The organism is Pseudomonas beijingensis, assembly GCF_030687295.1.
In the GTDB taxonomy this organism is placed as follows: Bacteria; Pseudomonadota; Gammaproteobacteria; order Pseudomonadales; family Pseudomonadaceae; genus Aquipseudomonas; species Aquipseudomonas beijingensis.
Genome location: NZ_CP117425.1, coordinates 3,622,065 through 3,637,880, shown reverse-complemented (window position 1 = coordinate 3,637,880; position 15,816 = coordinate 3,622,065). Strand labels below are relative to the sequence as shown.

Below are 15,816 nucleotides of genomic sequence, written 5' to 3'. Positions count from 1 at the left end.
TTTGTAAAAGCTGCCAGCCGTGAACGACCCAGTACTGAATTTTTTTCAGCGCTGAATGATTTTTAGGCCATTGCTCAGCCCGCAGGCAAAGAAGAAGCTGAGTCATCGATTTTTTCCGAATCGACCCATAAAAACAATTCGAGGTAATCCTCCATGCTTCTTCAAGGCAAAGTCGCGATCATTACCGGCGCCGCATCCGCCCGTGGCATTGGCCGCGCCACCGCTACAACGTTCGCGCAGCACGGTGCTCACGTCGTGATTCTCGACCTGGATGAGTCCGCCGCACGTGATGCCGCTGCCTCCTTGGGCGAAGGCCATCTGGGCCTTGCGGCGAATGTCGCGGATGAACAGCAGGTCCAACGCGCCGTTGCCACGATCCTCGAGCATTTCGGCCGCATCGACATTCTGGTCAACAATGCCGGCATAACCCAACCCCTCAAGACCCTGGACATCCGCCCAGCGGATTACGACAAGGTGCTGGACGTCAGCCTGCGCGGAACCTTGCTCATGTCACAAGCGGTGATCCCGACCATGCGCCATCAGTCCGCCGGCAGCATCGTCTGTATGTCGTCAGTGTCCGCCCAACGCGGCGGCGGCATCTTTGGCGGCCCGCATTACAGCGCCGCCAAGGCCGGCGTACTGGGCCTGGCCAAGGCGATGGCTCGCGAACTGGGGCCGGACAAGGTACGGGTCAATTCCATCGCCCCGGGCTTGATCCACACCGACATCACCGGTGGCCTCATGCAGGATGAGCGTCGGCACGCAATCATCGACGGCATTCCACTGGGGCCGCCTGGGTGAGGCCCAGGACGTCGCCAACGCCGCCCTCTTCCTGGCCAGCGACTTATCCTCGTATCTGACTGGCACCACCTTGGATGTGAACGGCGGCATGCTGATTCACTGATGTACCTGGGCGGGCCGGCGCGGCCCGTGCGGTTCTGGATCGACGACGCATGCCGGGCCTTCTGGGCCTGGCGGTCAATAAAAACAAGAGATCAGACCATCATGACGACTTTGTCGCTCGAAGCGGTTTCGACCGTGCGCTCCAATGCCTACCGGAAAACAGCCTGGCGGCTGATGCCATTCCTGATGCTGTGCTATTTGTGCGCGTACCTGGATCGGGTCAACGTCGGCTTTGCCAAGCTGCAGATGATGAACGACCTGGCACTCAGCGAAACCGTCTACGGACTGGGCGCTGGCATGTTCTTCATCGGCTACTTCCTCTGCGAAGTGCCCAGCAACATCATCCTGCACAAGGTCGGCGCCCGCGTGTGGATCGCGCGGATCATGATCACCTGGGGCATCATTTCCGCCCTGTTCGCCTTCGTCGAAACCGCCTGGCAGTTCTATGCCCTGCGTTTTCTCCTGGGTATTGCCGAAGCCGGCCTGGCGCCCGGTTTGTTGCTCTACCTGACGTACTGGTTTCCGTCGTACCGACGCGCCCGCATGACGGTGTTGTGGTTCATCGCCATTCCGCTGTCGGGCATGGTCGGCGGCCCGCTGTCCGGTTGGATCATGAACCACTTCGCCGGTATGCACGGTTGGGCCGGATGGCAGTGGATGTTTGTGCTGGAAGCTATTCCCACGGTCGTTGTCGGGCTGTTGGTGCTGAGCTATCTCAAGGACGGTGTACACCAGGCCAGTTGGCTCGATGACGACGAAAAAGCCCTGATCAGCCGTGAACTGGCCGAGGACGACCAGCGCAAAGTCACCCATGCTTCAGTGGGCGAGTTCATTCGCGACCGCCGCCTGTGGCTGCTGGCAGGGATCTACTTCTGCGTGGTGATGGGTCAGTACGCAATCACCTTCTGGCTGCCCACGCTGGTGCGCAACGCGGGGGTGTCCGATCCGCTGCATATCGGCTTTCTGACCAGCCTGCCTTATATCTGCGCGATTGCCGCCATGTTGCTGGTCGGCCGCAGCGGCGACAAACACCGCGAACGGCGCTGGCATCTTATTGTGCCGATGATTGCCGGGGCGCTGGGTTTGACCCTCGCCGCGCTGCTCGGCGGCAATATCGTGCTCTCGATCCTGAGCCTGTGCCTGGCGGCGTCCGGCATCCTGTCTGCCTCCTCGATGTTCTGGATGCTGCCGACCACCTTGCTCGGCGGTGTATCAGCCGCCGCAGGCATCGCGGCCGTCAACAGCTTCGCCAACCTCGCAGGCTTCTGCTCGCCCTACCTGATTGGCTGGATCACCACCCAGACCGGCTCCAGCGCCATCGGCATGTACCTGATCACCGGCGTTCTGCTGGGCGGTGCCTCGCTGGTGCTGCGCATTCCCGCCGCCCTGGTCAATCGTTGAGTAACCGGAGTTCTACCATGACACCCCCTGCTCCCTACGTTCCAAACAAGCCGCTGACCGAACGTGCCCACAACATCCGCCGCCACGCGCTGCGCATGGGCCAGGTCCAGGGCCAAGGCTATGTCGGCCAGGCCCTCGGCGCCGCCGATCTGTTGGCCGTTTCATACTTTCACGCCTTGAACTATCGGCCAGCAGAGCCTGAATGGGAGGAACGCGATCGTTTCTATCTCTCCATCGGCCACTACGCGATTGCGCTGTATGCGGCGCTGATCGAAGCACAAATCATCCCCCTCGATGAATTGGAAACCTACGGCGCGGACGACAGCCGCCTGCCCATGTCGGGCATGGCCGCCTACACCCCCGGCATGGAGATCACCGGCGGCTCCCTCGGCCAGGGCCTCGGCATCGCGGTCGGGGCTTGCCTGGGCCTCAAACGCAAAGGCTCGCCCGCCTTCGTCTACAACCTGCTGTCGGACGGTGAACTGAATGAAGGCTCGACTTGGGAAGCCGTCATGTCAGCATCCCATTGGCAGCTCGACAACCTGATCGCCATTGTCGACGTCAACAACCAGCAGGCCGATGGCTACTCCAGCGAAATCCTCTCGTTCGAGCCCATTGTCGATCGCTGGCAAGCCTTCGGCTGGTTCACCCAACGCGTCGATGGCAACGACCTGGATGCCCTGGTCAGCGCTTTCGACGCTGCGCGCAACCACCCCGCCGGCCAGCCCCGGGTGATCATCTGCGATACCCGCATGGGCAAAGGCGTGCCGTTCCTGGAAAACCGCGAAAAGACTCACTTTATTCGTGTCGAAGAGCACGAGTGGGACCTGGCGTTGAACAACCTTGAAGAAGGAAAAAACCAATGAGTAACGCCGCCAACACCCCGACTGCAACGGCCGAGCCGGGCAAAAAGCGCCTGACCACCTCGGCGATGATCGCCTCGATTGCCGCCGAAGGCCAAGCGACAAAACCAGCGCCCTTCGGCCACGCACTGGCGGCCCTGGCCGAGCAGCGCCCGGACATCGTCGGGTTGTCGGCCGACTTGTCCAAATACACCGACCTGCACATCTTCGCCAAGGCACATCCGGACCGTTTCTACCAGATGGGCATGGCCGAGCAATTGCTGATGAGCGCCGCGGCCGGCATGGCCCGCGAAGGCTTCGTACCCTTCGCCACGACCTACGCGGTGTTCGCCTCCCGTCGCGCCTATGACTTCATTTGCATGGCCATTGCCGAGGAGAACCTCAACGTCAAGATCGTCTGCGGTTTGCCAGGCCTCACCACCGGCTATGGCCCCAGCCACCAGGCCACCGATGACCTGGCGATCTTCCGCGCGATGCCTAACCTGATGGTCATCGACCCGTGCGACGCGCTGGAGATCGAACAGGCAGTGCCGGCCATTGCCGCGCATCAGGGCCCGGTTTATATGCGCTTGCTACGCGGCAACGTGCCCCTGGTGCTGGACGAATACGGCTACACCTTCGAGATCGGTAAAGCCAAGACCCTGCGCACTGGCAATGACGTGCTGATCATCTCCACCGGCTTGATGACGATGCGTGCATTGGAGGCGGCCAAGCAACTGCAAACCGACGGCGTCGATGTCGCGGTGCTGCACGTGCCGACGATCAAGCCGCTGGATGAACTCACTATTCTCGCCGAGGCCCGCAAACCCGGCCGCCTGGTGGTGACCGCGGAAAACAGCTCGATCATCGGCGGGTTGGGCGAAGCGGTGGCGACGGTTTTGCTGCGCAACGGCGTGACGCCCACGTTCCGGCAGATCGCCTTGCCGGACGCGTTCCTTGATGCCGGCGCCCTGCCGACCCTGCATGATCGCTACGGCATCTCCACCCAAGCGGTTTGCGCGCAAATCAAGGCCTGGCTGTAACGGCAAAACACCGGGTACCTGGCCAAAGGTGCCCGGTGGCGCGATGCAAACAGGAGCGTCACCTTGAAGCCAGATGAACAGCTCGATCCGGCCTTCCAGGGGCTTGTGGCCTCGGGTGCGGAACAATGGTCGCTGCGCACGCTGCCAATCATCCGCGCCCGGGTCCATTCGTCCTTCAAACCCGTGCACAGCGCGCGGGGCGAAGCGTGCTGGATCACAGGCATCGATGAACGCCTGCGCCTGTGCTTATACCGGCCCAAAGGCATCGCCAGAGCCGCGATCCTTCCGGCGCTCCTGTACATCCACGGCGGCGGCTTCGTCCTCGGACAACCGGAGATGGCAGATGACTACCTGGCCGACCTGGCCGATGAGCTGGGGGCGATCATCGTTGCAGTGGATTATCGACTGGCGCCCGAACATCCTTTTCCAGCGCCCCTCGAGGACTGTTACACCACCCTCGCCTGGCTATCTGGCAACCATCGAGCACTCGGCCTGGATCCCCAACGCGTGGTGGTCATGGGGCATAGCGCCGGCGGCGGGCTTGCCGCCGCATTGGCCATTTTGGCGCGCGACAGGGCCGAGTACCCACTGGCTGGCCAGGTGCTTATCTATCCCATGCTCGATCACCGCACAGGCTCGGGGCAATCGCCCTACCCGAGCCGCGACACCGGCACGTTCAGCTGGTTGCCGGCGCCCAATCAGTTCTGCTGGCACTGCCTTCGCGGTGACTACACCCTGGACGATGAACGCATCGGCTTGTTCTCACCCTCACGGCAGCCGGACCTCAGTGGCCTGCCACCCAGTTTCATTTCAGTTGGCTCCCAGGACCTCTTCCTGGAAGAGGACATCGACTACGCAACGCGTTTGTCCCGGGCGGGCGTTGCCCTGGAACTCCATGTCTACCCGGGGGCCCCGCACATGTTCGACCAACTTCCCGGGCGTATCACCGATCAATCCGCGCTCGATATCACCCGAGCGCTCAAGGCGTTCTTGAGGCGGTAGGCGAGTTCGAGAATCCGGTGAAAGCCAAGCAAACCAAAGGAGCACGCTCGACATCCATTGTTCGACGCACCCCGAAGTGAGGAATCTGTCGAGCGCATAGTCTGCTAGCCACCCTGGAGGAGATGGCGATGACACGCACCCGCTTTTTTGGAAAAACCGTACTGGCCTGCACGTTCATCCTTGCGATGATTGGTTGGGGGATCGGCTTCTATGGGCCACCGATCTATATGCAAGCGGTCATGGAACGCACGGGTTGGCCGATCGCCCAGGTCTCGACTGCCGTGACCCTGCACTTTCTCAGCGGCACGATTGTCATCGCCAACCTGCCACGCCTTTACACACGCTTCGGGATACCCGCCATCACCCTGCTGGGCAGCATCGTCCTGGGCATCGGCGTGAACATCTGGGCTCAAGCCAACCAGCTTTGGGTGTTGTATGCCGGCGCGGTCTGCTCGGGTATCGGCTGGGTGACGTTGGGTGCGGCGGCCGTTAATACTCTGATCGCGCCGTGGTACGTCAAGGAAAGGCCCAAGGCCCTGGGCAAGGCCTACAACGGTGCCAGCCTGGGTGGCGTGATTTTTTCGCCGCTGTGGGTGTTGCTGATCGAGCGTTTCGGCTTCGCCACGGCGGCGCTGGTGATCAGTGTCATCGCCGTGCTGCTCATAAGTGTCTTCGCCTTCCTGGTCTTCAATAAAAACCCACAAAGCCTGGGACAACATCCCGACAACGCGGAACAGCCGGAACCCGCGCCGGTCAACGCCAGCGCCATGCCATGGACCACAATGCAGACGCTCAGGTCGGCGAGTTTTCGCAGCCTGGCAGCCGGCATGTCCCTGGGACTGTTCGCCCAGATCGGCTTGATCGCGCACCTGTACTCGATCCTGGTGGGACGCATGGGATCGCATGACGCCTCATTCGCCCTGGGCCTGGCCACCGCCAGTGCGATGGGCGGGCGTTACGTCGCCGCACGCCTGATGGTCCAAGGTATGAACCGTCGACAGCTGGCCTGCCTTGGCTATGCCATTCAGATGCTGGGGACACTGATGCTTCTGGGCCTGGACCTTCACCCGGCTGTGGCCTGGATAGCCGTGGGGGTGATCGGCTCGGGCATTGGCAATGCCACCTCCTTGCCGCCATTGATTGCACAAACCGAGTTCAGCCGTGAACACACCGCCAAGGTCATCGCCCTGATGGTCGCGATCAGCCAGGCCACCTACGCCTTCGCACCGGCCCTTTTCGGCTTGGTGCGCGCCGCCTTCACCGATCCCAATCACGCCATCGTCGCCGTCGTGACAGCAGCGGTCATCGTGCAGGTGCTCGCCATTTTGTCGTTCTATCGGGGCATATCCGCTCGCCGCTTCAGGAAAACCGTTTTCTGACCTCGCCCCTGACCATGCGCCAGCCGCTAAGAACGAAACGCCTCAACTTTGAGCCCAAACCGACTCATTTTGTTGTACAGCCCGCCACGCGACACATTCAGCCGTTGAGCCGCCAGGCGGATGTTTCCGCGCGTGTCCTTGAGGGCGGCGATGATTGCATTCATTTCGTGGGTACCCAGGTCCGGAGCCGTGCGCGGTTCAGGCACACTGACCCACGGCGCTGGCCGCCCTCGCTGCCTGATGTCCAGCGCAAGATCGCTCGGCTCGATCAGCTCGGTCATCGCCAGGTTGGTCGCCCGCTCGATGACGTTTTCCAACTCGCGAACATTGCCCGGCCAGTGATAGGCGACAAGCATCTCCAGCGCCTCGGGTGAAAGGTCCTGCATCGTCTTGCGCAGCGACCGGGCACACCGCGCGAGAAAATGCCGCGCCAACAGGGGCACATCCTCGCGGCGCATCCGCAGCGGCGGCACCGTCAGGTTCAGCACGTTGAGCCGGTAGTAAAGGTCCTCACGAAAGGCGCCCTCGGCCACCGCCTGGCTCAGGTTACGGTGGGTGGCGGCGATGATACGGACGTTGACCCGCAGCGATTTTTTCGCCCCCACCCGTGTCACCTCGCCTTCCTGCAGGACACGCAGCAAGCTGACCTGCGCATCGAAGGACATGTCACCGATTTCGTCGAGGAAGATCGTCCCGCCATCGGCCAATTCGAACTTGCCTGCCGACCCGCCGCGAGCCGATCCGGTGAAAGCGCCTTCCACATGGCCAAACAATTCGCTCTGCACCAGGTCACGGGGAATGGCACCACAATTGACCGCCACGAAAGGCCCGCCACACCGGTCGCTGGCATTGTGGATGGCCTGGGCGAACAGTTCCTTGCCCGTGCCGCTCTCGCCGAGGATCAGCGTGGTCGAATCACTGCGACTGGCAATCCGTGCAAGGTGCAGCGCATCCTCAATCGCCTGTGAGCGGCCCAGGATGGTTTCAAAGGTGTAGCTGGCCTGGGTGCCCATGATCCGCCGGGTGATTTCCCGGATGCGCCGGTTCTCGCGCAACGAAACAATCCGCCCGCCTTGCTCCAGTGGGCAGACCGACACCAGGCAGGCCAGATGGCTGCGGTCGTACAGTTCAAAGGTGCAATCCAGGTCCCGTACCCCTTCCCCGCCCCCGAACAGGACTGCATCGGTCAACTCGCTCTTGCCCAGGCTCTTGAACGGACTGCCGAGCAGGTCATGCCCCACGCGGAACAACTGTCGGGCGTAGTGGTTGAGTGCCTTGATGCAGCCCTGCTCATCCAATACCACCAACCCCTCGTTGAGCACTTCAAGGACGGTTTGTTGTTCCTCGAGCAAGGCTTGCAGCGCCATCTGCCTGGAGACAGCTTCGGCCGCGGCCTGGACGGTGCCCAGCGTATGGAAATGAAACCAGCCCGGCTCCGCCGTCAAGGTCAACATCCCCAGCGTCCGGCCCTGGGCATCGCGGATCGGCGCGGCGGCGCAATGCATGCGGCGCTGGCGCAGGCCAAGCCCGAAGTTCTCCTCGGCCAGCACATACACCAAACGGTCTTCGACGATCGCCAGCCCAGTGCAATTGGTGCCCTGTACCGACTCCAGCAGGCGACTGCCTATGGGGGTGAGGTCCAAGCCGCAGAAGTACAACGTCGTGCCTGCGGCATCGGTCAGGTTGATATGGCCCCTGGGGTTATAAGCGAGCAAACCGCGCATGACTTGCGCCGCCGCGGCGATCAGCAGCCGGTTGGCGGCCAGTGTCGCGGTCAGGTCGTCAGGTGCGACAAAACGGTACTCGCCGTCTTCCGGATCGAGGCCGGCATTGACGCTGCGCAACCAGGATTCCCAAATCACCCGTCGGATCCCGGCAGGACGATCGGTCTCCCCACGCAAGCACGCTCGCCAAGCCTCATCCAGCGCAACGCCGGGTCCTTCGTTCAACGACGCAGGGCCCAGGGTGGTGAGGTAATCGCGGTCTTCGGCGCTCAACGCCGCAAGTTGCTGGTCCATTATTCGGCCACATGTTCATATTTTCGACATGTCAGTATAGACATGTCATTAAAACGAACATCAAATCAAATAAAAACCACTAAATATCAATAACTTAACTATTGGCACAGCGTTTGCTCCCTGCCTAAACAGACGAGGACATTCTTACCACCGAGTCGTAAAAACAATAAAGGGAGTCATGTTCATGAGCACATCCAAGACCCTCCGCCTTGGCCTCATCGGCGCTGGCCGCATGGGCAGTTTTCACGGCCTGACCGCCGCCCGGCACATCCCCGGCGCGTGCCTCGCCGCCATCGCCGACCCTACCCCCGGCCAGGCCGCGCGCCTGGCGGCCGAACTGGACGTGCAGAAGGTCTATACCGATCCACAGCAATTGCTGGATGACCCGGACATCGATGCCGTGCTGATTGCCGCCCCGGCACGCAGCCATGCCGAACTGGTGATCAGTGCGGCCCGGGCCGGCAAAGGGGTGTTCTGTGAAAAACCGATGGCCATCACCCTGGACGAAGCGGACCGCGCCATCGCCGCCGCTGCCGATGCACGGGTGACGCTACAAGTCGGCTTCAATCGCCGTTTTGCCAGAAGTTTCCGCACCGCCCACCTGGACGTCGTTTCCGGCCGGATCGGTACGCCACAACTGCTGCGCTCGCTGACCCGTGACCCGGCGTTGAACAACCCGGCCGCGTCGCCGCAATGGGTAATCTTCCTGGAAACCCTGATCCATGACTTCGATACCCTGCGCTACCTGAATCCGGGCGCCGAGGCGGTTGAGGTTTTTGTGATGGCCGATGCCCTGATCGCACCGGACTACAAGGACAAAGGATTTCTCGACACCGCGGTGGTCACGATCCGTTTCGACAATGGCGCCATCGCCACGGCCGAAGCCAACTTCCAGGCCGTGTATGGCTACGATGTCCGCGGCGAAGTGTTCGGCAGCGCCGGCATGCTGACCATGGGCAACGTCAACGACTCCGACTTGCTGCGGTACCTGGCCAATGGGGTCCAGGCCGACACCCAGCGCATGGACACCGACTTGCTGCGTGATGCCTACGTGGCCGAGCTCAACCACTTCGTCAATTGCGTGCGCAGCGGCGAAAAACCCTTGGCCAGCGGTGAAGACGCCCGGGCGGCACTGGCCATTGCCCGCGCTTGCATCGAGTCCTTCCAACAGGGCAAGACGGTGCGTGTGCAGGGAGCACTTTCATGAGTTTCGTACCGTTCAAACTGGCGATCAGCGCCGAGATGGTCTTCCTCGACCTGCCCTTTACCGAACGGGTCAAACGCATCCATGCGTTGGGCTTCAGCGCCGAGATATGGAACTGGGCGAGCAAAGACATCCAAGCCCTCGCGGCGACCGGCGCGGATTTCACCTCCATGACCGGTTACCTCTCAGGCAACCTGACCGACCCCGACGATATCCGGCAACTGCTCGACAGCGCCCAGGAATCCTTGGCCGTCGCCGCGCAATTGGGTTGCCCAAGCCTGAACCTGCATGGCACCGGCCTGGGTGATCAAGGCCTGCCGGTCAAACCCGTGGCCCAGACCACCGGCCGCATGTGGCTGAGCGCCTGCAAGACGCTGGAAAAAATCGCCCGCCTGGGCGAAGACGCGGGTCGGGTATTCCTGCTGGAAAACCTCAACACCGAAGTCGACCACCCGGGCACGCCGTTCGCCCGCGCTGACGATACCCTGGCGCTGATCGAGGCCGTGGGCAGCCCGCACCTGAAGATGAACCTGGACCTCTATCACGCGCAGATCGGCGAAGGAAACCTGATCGAACTGATCCAGCGCGCCGGCAGCGCCATCGGCGAAATCCAGGTCGCCGACGTCCCAGGTCGCATGGAGCCCGGCACCGGTGAAATCCACTATCCCGCCATTGCCAAGGCCTTGTTCGGCATGGGATACAGCGGTGTCGTCGGCCTCGAAGGCTGGGCCAGCGGTGACAGCGAGGTCGCGCTTGAGCGTTTCCGGCAGGCCTTCACGCTTGATGGATAAAGCCCGCGCCGAACTCAACGCGTGCGGCAGATTTTCAGCTCTTGGTGACGTACCACTCATAACAACAAAAGGAAAACCATCATGCGTCGTTGCACACTGCTTTTCGCCACCCTGCTATTGCTCTTCAGCCAATGGGCCGCCGCCGACTATCGCATCGGCGTCAGCATCGCCAGGGTCGACGACAACTTCATGACCTACGTGCGTAACGGCCTGGACGAGGCCGCGAAAAAGGAAAACGTGCAGATCCAGTTCGAGGACGCCCAGGGCGATGTGGTGCGCCAACTCAACCAGGTCCAGGGCTTTATCAACCAGAAAGTGGATGCGGTCATTGTCCTGCCGGTGGACACCTCCGCCACGGCCAATATCACCCGCGCCGCGGTCGAAGCAAAGACGCCGCTGGTCTACGTCAACCGCCACCCGGACGAGCGCACCTTGCCCAAAGGCGTCGTCACGGTGGCGTCCAATGACATTGAGGCCGGACAGCTGCAGATGCGCTACCTGGCAGAAAAGCTCGGAGGCAAAGGCAACCTCGCGATCATCATGGGTGACCTGGCGCAAAACGCCACCCACGACCGCACCGAAGGCGTCAAGCAGGTGCTCAAGGACTATCCCGGGATCAAGGTTGTCGAGCAGCAAAGTGCCGAGTGGCAGCGCAACAAAGGGATGGACCTGACCAGCAACTGGCTATTGGCGGGCAGCCGTTTCGATGCCATCGTCGCCAACAACGACGAGATGGCCATCGGTGCGGCCATGGCCTTGCAGCAGGCCGGCAAAGCCAAGGGCGAGATTGCGATTGTCGGCATCGACGGCTTGCCTGACGGCCTGGCGGCGATCAAGCGCGGGATGCTGGTCGCCTCGGTGTTCCAGGATCCCAAGGCCCAGGCGACCAGCGCGGTACAGGCAGCGCTCAAGATGATCAAGGGAGAGCCGGTGGAGACGGACGTCTGGGTGCCCTTTCAGTTGATCAAGCCTGAGCAATTGGCGGTGTTTGAACAACATTACAAGTAGCAAGAGGCTCGACACTCGCCGCGATCCTGGCCAGGGATCAGCGGCGACTCGCGAATTATGGCGACAACCCTCGGACGCTTCATTTGAAAGACGAACTTGATAGCCGGCCTACTTCCCTCCGGTCACATCCAGGAAGGTGCCCGTCACGAACGACGCCTGCGGCCCCGCCAACCAGAGAATGGCCCGTGCGACCTCCTCCGGCTGGCCACCACGCCCCATCGGGATCGTATCCTTCACCCGGTCGACTCGGCCCGGCTCTCCCCCACTCGCATGCATCTCGGTATAGATATGCCCGGGTCGAACGCAGTTGACTCTAATACCCTCCCGGGCCACTTCCTTGGCAAAACCCGTCGTGAACGTTTCAACCGCGCCCTTGGACGCTGCGTAGTCCACGTATTCATTCGGGCTACCGAGGCGAGCTGACGCCGAAGAAATATTGATGACTGCACCACCACGCCCACCATAACGATAGGCCATGCGCCGGGTAGCGTGCTGAGCGCAGAGCATCGGCCCCAAGGCGTTGACCGCAAAGATTCGCTGCATGCGCTCGAAGCCAAGATCCTCCAAGCGCGACTGGCGTGCCAATATCGAAGCGTTGTTGACCAGCACATCGATTCGCCCGAAGCGCAGATCAAGGGTGGCGAACAGTTCGACGATCTGTGCCGGATCGGCGTTATCGGCGCGTACCGCCAGGGCACGGGCCCCCTTGGCCTCGACCTGCGCTGCCACCGCCAACGCCGACGCCTCATCGGCGATGTAGGTCAGCACGACGTCGTAACCCTGTTCAGCGGCCAGCAGGGCGGTCGCCGCGCCAATCCCGCGCCCGCCTCCGGTAATCAGGATCAAGGGCTTTTGCGAACGGTCATTCATGATCAATCCTCACGACTGGATGGAAAAAGCGAGGTCAGCGGATAACCAGCGCACCGAGTGCAATGACGGCGCAGGCCAACAGCTTGCGTAAGGTCAATGCTTCGCCAAGAAACGCGTACCCGATCAAAGCGGCGAACATGACGCTGGTTTCTCGCAGGGCGGACACCGCCCCCATCGGTGCCTGGGCCATGGCATAGATCACGACGCCGTAGGCCAGCAATGAAACCAGCCCGCCAGCAGAGGCCACGGCGATACCTGGCCGCAGAGCAAAGAGGCTTTTGGCATCGCGCAGTCCGATATAAACCAGGGGCATCATCACGCCCCACAACAGGCACATCCAGGCGGTGTAGGCCATTGGCGCCCCGGAGAGGCGAACGCCGATGCCATCGACCACGCTGTAGGCAGCAATGAAACAACCGGTTCCCAGTGCGTAGGGCAAGTCAGGCAACGTCCGCCGGCGCCCGGTATAAGCCAGCGAGATGATTCCGGTCGACACCAACGCAATCCCCATCAGTCCATTCGGCGCCATCCGCTCACCGGCGAACAGCGAAGCGGCCAGGACAATCAGGATCGGAGATACACCGCGGGCGATGGGGTAAGTCTGGCCCAGGTCTCCAGACTTGTAACTGCGCACCAGGAACAGGTTGTAACCCACGTGCAATATCGCGGAGAGCCCAACGCAGAACCAGCTTGCACGGGCGGGCGGCGCCAGCAGCGCGGCCACGATGACGCTCGCCAGGGCGATCGCCATGCACATGATGGTCATAGACCACAAACGGTCGGTGCCCCCGCGCAGCATGGCGTTCCAACTGGCGTGCAGCAGCGCGGCGAACAAGACGAGGCAGATGATGGGTAAGGACATGCATCATCCTAGGCCGACCCACTAGCGCTATAAAAGCAAAGTCTCTTCATCCCAGCATGATGAAAACCTCATGCATAAGTTTGCTGAGCATCGACCGCCTGGGTCACCAGCCAACGACGGAAGCTGGCGATATGAGGCTGAGTCTCGATCCCTGTGGGGCACACGAAGTAATACGCCAGAGGCGATGCGAACGGCAGTTCGAACAGCCTTTGAAGACGGCCGTCATTGAGCTCGGCTTCGACATGCCCGCTGCGCGCCAGCGCGATACCTTGCCCCAACAACGCCGCCTCAATGGTCATATTGGTGTCTGCGTAGCGAATGCTTTCCTTCAAGGTCGTAACCTCAACGCCCACTTGGGCAAACCACTGTTCCCATTTCGGCACCCGCGCTGCGCCATCACGGGTAAGCAGTGGATAGCGCAGCAATTCGGCGGCCGTTTGCGGCGTGCCAAAGCGCGCAAGCAACGCCGGGCTGGCGACCGGAAAAATCTGCTCGCGGAACAGAAACTCTGAAAACAGCGACGGGAAATGCCCGTGGCCCAGGCGAATAGCCACGTCCGGGTCTGTCGTCGAGAAGTTAATGGGGCTATCGGTGCTGTCCAGGGTGAGCAGGATTTGCGGATGCGCTTGCGCCAAATCAGGAAGCCGAGGCAGCAGCCACTTCAAGGCGAAAGAATAGGTCGTGCTGACACTCAGCCGCTGCCGCCCGTTTTGCTCGCGTAAATCGGCCAAGGTGGCCTCGAGCTTCATGAAGAACTCACGCACGATGGGCGCAAGCGCTGCCCCTGCCGAGGTCAGGTGCAGCGAGTTACCACGATGAAACAGCTGCAATCCCCAGAGCTGTTCCAAATGCTTGAGCTGGTGGCTTACCGCGCTCTGTGTGACGTGCAACTCCTCTGCCGCCGCAGTGAACGTGGCGTGCCGCGTGGCGGCTTCGAAGGCTCGCAGGCTTGAAGAAGGAGGAAGGTTTCGCATGATGTTCCCTTCTATGAGTAAACCCTCATGCTAGCGTCTTTGCCTTTGCCGTTGCAGGCAAGCTGTTCGCCGGCGACCGCGACGCGGCCTGATAGCCGACCTGGCTCTGGGTGACCGCGCTCCTACAGGGGCCTGAGGCGGGCGTTAATTTCGGGGCTACTGAAGATCCAACGTGGGAGCCGAGCTTGCTCGCGATAGCGGTGGGTCAGCCCCATGGATGTTGGGCTTACTGGCCTCATCGCGAGCAAGCTCGCTCCCACAGGGGTCTGAGGCGGGCGTTAATTTCGGGGCTACTAAAGATCCAACGTGGGAGCGAGCTTGCTCGCGATGGCGGTGGGTCAGCTTGCAGTGATGTCGGATGTGCCGACGCTATCGCGAGCAAACTCGGCTCCCACAGGGGTTCTCGGGGGCTCATGGCCCCCCGTTTTACCCTCCCCTCAGCACTCGGATGACGCCAAGTTATTGGCACAAAAAGCCATGAAATAAAAATATATTAATACAGTGACGGTTTCCCGACACACGGTACCAACGTGCCATTGCTGGCGATTTAAATCCAAGCTCATCATCCGCAGGCAACCTCCCGCTAAACGTTTAGGCCAGCCGACCTGGACTACAGGATGTAATCACTCGCATCGCGCAAGGGAGCATACCGAGATGATGACGGTTTATTTTGTTGTGATGACGATCTGCAGTGGCATCGAAGGCTGTATCGAGGAACGAAAACCAGGGCCTACCTTTGCTACCAGGGCAATGTGCATGGAAACGGCCAGGGTCATGGCGCCGCGCAAAGGTGTGAAGTTCAAATGTCGCAGCGAGCGTATGTGGGTGGTCGATGAGACGCCGCCCGTAGAAGGTTACGGCAAAATTGTCTCCACCAAGAGCACAGTCCAGCCTTAGCGTTATGTTTTTTTCGCCGACAACAAAAGTTCACCGGCAGCTCGGCGGTGGGAGGCTGACCGGCGAATAACGTAAATGTGAAAAGAGGACGCTGCGCGGTGAAGTTTATTGCACACCGGGATATGCTAAGGCGCCATCCGCCCGGCTGGCCTGGCTTGCAAGGAATGCGTCATGGAGTTCGTGGTTCATAGCTATTGCCTGAAAGGCGCACGCCAAGAGCCTTTGCTGCCCCCTGTCACCCTGACCCCGACTACGTTGACCTTGACGGTCGCCGAGCTCATTCGCCAGACCGTTGCCGAACAGATCGCCGCGCTGTCGGTCCAGCACTGGCTGGAACAAGCGGCGCTGCGTGAAATGCTCGACCGCCAATACTTGAGCGAGCGGGATGTTCTTCAGCAAGCCCATGAAGGCGCGGTGGTCATGCCTCAGGCCAGCGCACCTCCCGACCTGGATGTCGGCACTGAAGTCGAGCGAGCCTTGAAGGGTTTTGAAACCCGTGCCTTCCGCGTTCTGCACAACGGGGTAATGCTGCAAAGACTCGATGAGACAATCGAATTGAGTCCTCCTTCCACCCTCGCGTTTATCCGCCTGGTGCCGCTGCTCGGCGGTTGATCCTCGTCAC

Annotated in this window: 14 protein-coding genes and 1 pseudogene; 11 read left to right on the top strand and 4 right to left on the bottom strand. The window is 61.4% G+C overall.

Features of this window, described 5'->3' with window-relative positions; translation table 11 throughout:
* Positions 1-153: 153 nt before the first annotated feature.
* The 6 genes and pseudogenes from PSH84_RS16505 (at position 154) to PSH84_RS16480 (ending at position 6,570) form a co-directional block, all read left to right on the top strand.
* Positions 154-904 (top strand): annotated as a pseudogene (locus PSH84_RS16505) (SDR family NAD(P)-dependent oxidoreductase).
* A gap of 101 nt (positions 905-1,005) precedes the next feature.
* Positions 1,006-2,304, top strand: a complete 1,299-nt coding sequence (locus tag PSH84_RS16500; protein WP_305470606.1) for an MFS transporter — start codon at positions 1,006-1,008, stop codon at positions 2,302-2,304.
* A gap of 17 nt (positions 2,305-2,321) precedes the next feature.
* Positions 2,322-3,170: a transketolase gene (locus PSH84_RS16495; RefSeq protein WP_305470605.1), complete on the top strand. Its 849-nt coding sequence runs from the start codon at positions 2,322-2,324 to the stop codon at positions 3,168-3,170.
* On the top strand, positions 3,167-4,189 hold the full coding sequence (locus tag PSH84_RS16490; protein ID WP_305470604.1) for a transketolase family protein: 1,023 nt from the start codon (positions 3,167-3,169) through the stop codon (positions 4,187-4,189). The genes PSH84_RS16495 and PSH84_RS16490 overlap by 4 nt, the downstream gene beginning before the upstream one ends.
* Before the next feature lie 63 nt (positions 4,190-4,252).
* Positions 4,253-5,191, top strand: a complete 939-nt coding sequence (locus PSH84_RS16485) for an alpha/beta hydrolase (protein ID WP_305470603.1) — start codon at positions 4,253-4,255, stop codon at positions 5,189-5,191.
* A 128-nt stretch (positions 5,192-5,319) separates the two neighbouring features.
* Positions 5,320-6,570, top strand: a complete 1,251-nt coding sequence (locus PSH84_RS16480; protein WP_305481376.1) for an MFS transporter — start codon at positions 5,320-5,322, stop codon at positions 6,568-6,570.
* 26 nt (positions 6,571-6,596) lie between these two features.
* Here PSH84_RS16480 and PSH84_RS16475 read toward each other — a convergent pair whose 3' ends face one another.
* A complete protein-coding gene (locus tag PSH84_RS16475) occupies positions 6,597-8,588 on the bottom strand; it encodes a sigma-54 interaction domain-containing protein (protein ID WP_305481375.1) in 1,992 nt (663 codons plus the stop codon).
* A gap of 184 nt (positions 8,589-8,772) precedes the next feature.
* On the opposite strand from PSH84_RS16475, the gene PSH84_RS16470 reads away from it, so the two are divergent.
* The 3 genes from PSH84_RS16470 to PSH84_RS16460 all read left to right on the top strand — a co-directional run bounded on the left by PSH84_RS16470 (position 8,773) and on the right by PSH84_RS16460 (position 11,591).
* A complete protein-coding gene (locus PSH84_RS16470) occupies positions 8,773-9,795 on the top strand; it encodes a Gfo/Idh/MocA family oxidoreductase (protein ID WP_305481374.1) in 1,023 nt (340 codons plus the stop codon).
* A complete protein-coding gene (locus PSH84_RS16465) occupies positions 9,792-10,583 on the top strand; it encodes a TIM barrel protein (RefSeq protein WP_305481373.1) in 792 nt (263 codons plus the stop codon). Before PSH84_RS16470 ends, PSH84_RS16465 begins: the two co-directional genes overlap by 4 nt.
* A gap of 81 nt (positions 10,584-10,664) precedes the next feature.
* Positions 10,665-11,591 carry a sugar ABC transporter substrate-binding protein gene (locus PSH84_RS16460; RefSeq protein WP_122568336.1) on the top strand — a complete coding sequence of 309 codons (927 nt, stop codon included), beginning with the start codon at positions 10,665-10,667 and terminating at the stop codon, positions 11,589-11,591.
* Positions 11,592-11,699: 108 nt separating this feature from the next.
* Here PSH84_RS16460 and PSH84_RS16455 read toward each other — a convergent pair whose 3' ends face one another.
* The 3 genes from PSH84_RS16455 to gcvA all read right to left on the bottom strand — a co-directional run bounded on the left by PSH84_RS16455 (position 11,700) and on the right by gcvA (position 14,297).
* Positions 11,700-12,461: an SDR family oxidoreductase gene (locus PSH84_RS16455; RefSeq protein WP_305481372.1), complete on the bottom strand. Its 762-nt coding sequence runs from the start codon at positions 12,459-12,461 to the stop codon at positions 11,700-11,702.
* A 34-nt stretch (positions 12,462-12,495) separates the two neighbouring features.
* Entirely contained in the window at positions 12,496-13,323 is an 828-nt protein-coding gene (locus PSH84_RS16450; protein WP_305470599.1) for an EamA family transporter, read from the bottom strand.
* Between the two features lie 68 nt (positions 13,324-13,391).
* Positions 13,392-14,297, bottom strand: coding sequence for a transcriptional regulator GcvA (gcvA, locus tag PSH84_RS16445; protein ID WP_305481371.1), 906 nt, complete (start codon positions 14,295-14,297; stop codon positions 13,392-13,394).
* A 654-nt stretch (positions 14,298-14,951) separates the two neighbouring features.
* On the opposite strand from gcvA, the gene PSH84_RS16440 reads away from it, so the two are divergent.
* Entirely contained in the window at positions 14,952-15,194 is a 243-nt protein-coding gene (locus PSH84_RS16440; protein ID WP_122568328.1) for a hypothetical protein, read from the top strand.
* A 171-nt stretch (positions 15,195-15,365) separates the two neighbouring features.
* Positions 15,366-15,806 carry a hypothetical protein gene (locus tag PSH84_RS16435; RefSeq protein ID WP_122568327.1) on the top strand — a complete coding sequence of 147 codons (441 nt, stop codon included), beginning with the start codon at positions 15,366-15,368 and terminating at the stop codon, positions 15,804-15,806.
* The last annotated feature ends 10 nt before the right edge of the window (positions 15,807-15,816 follow it).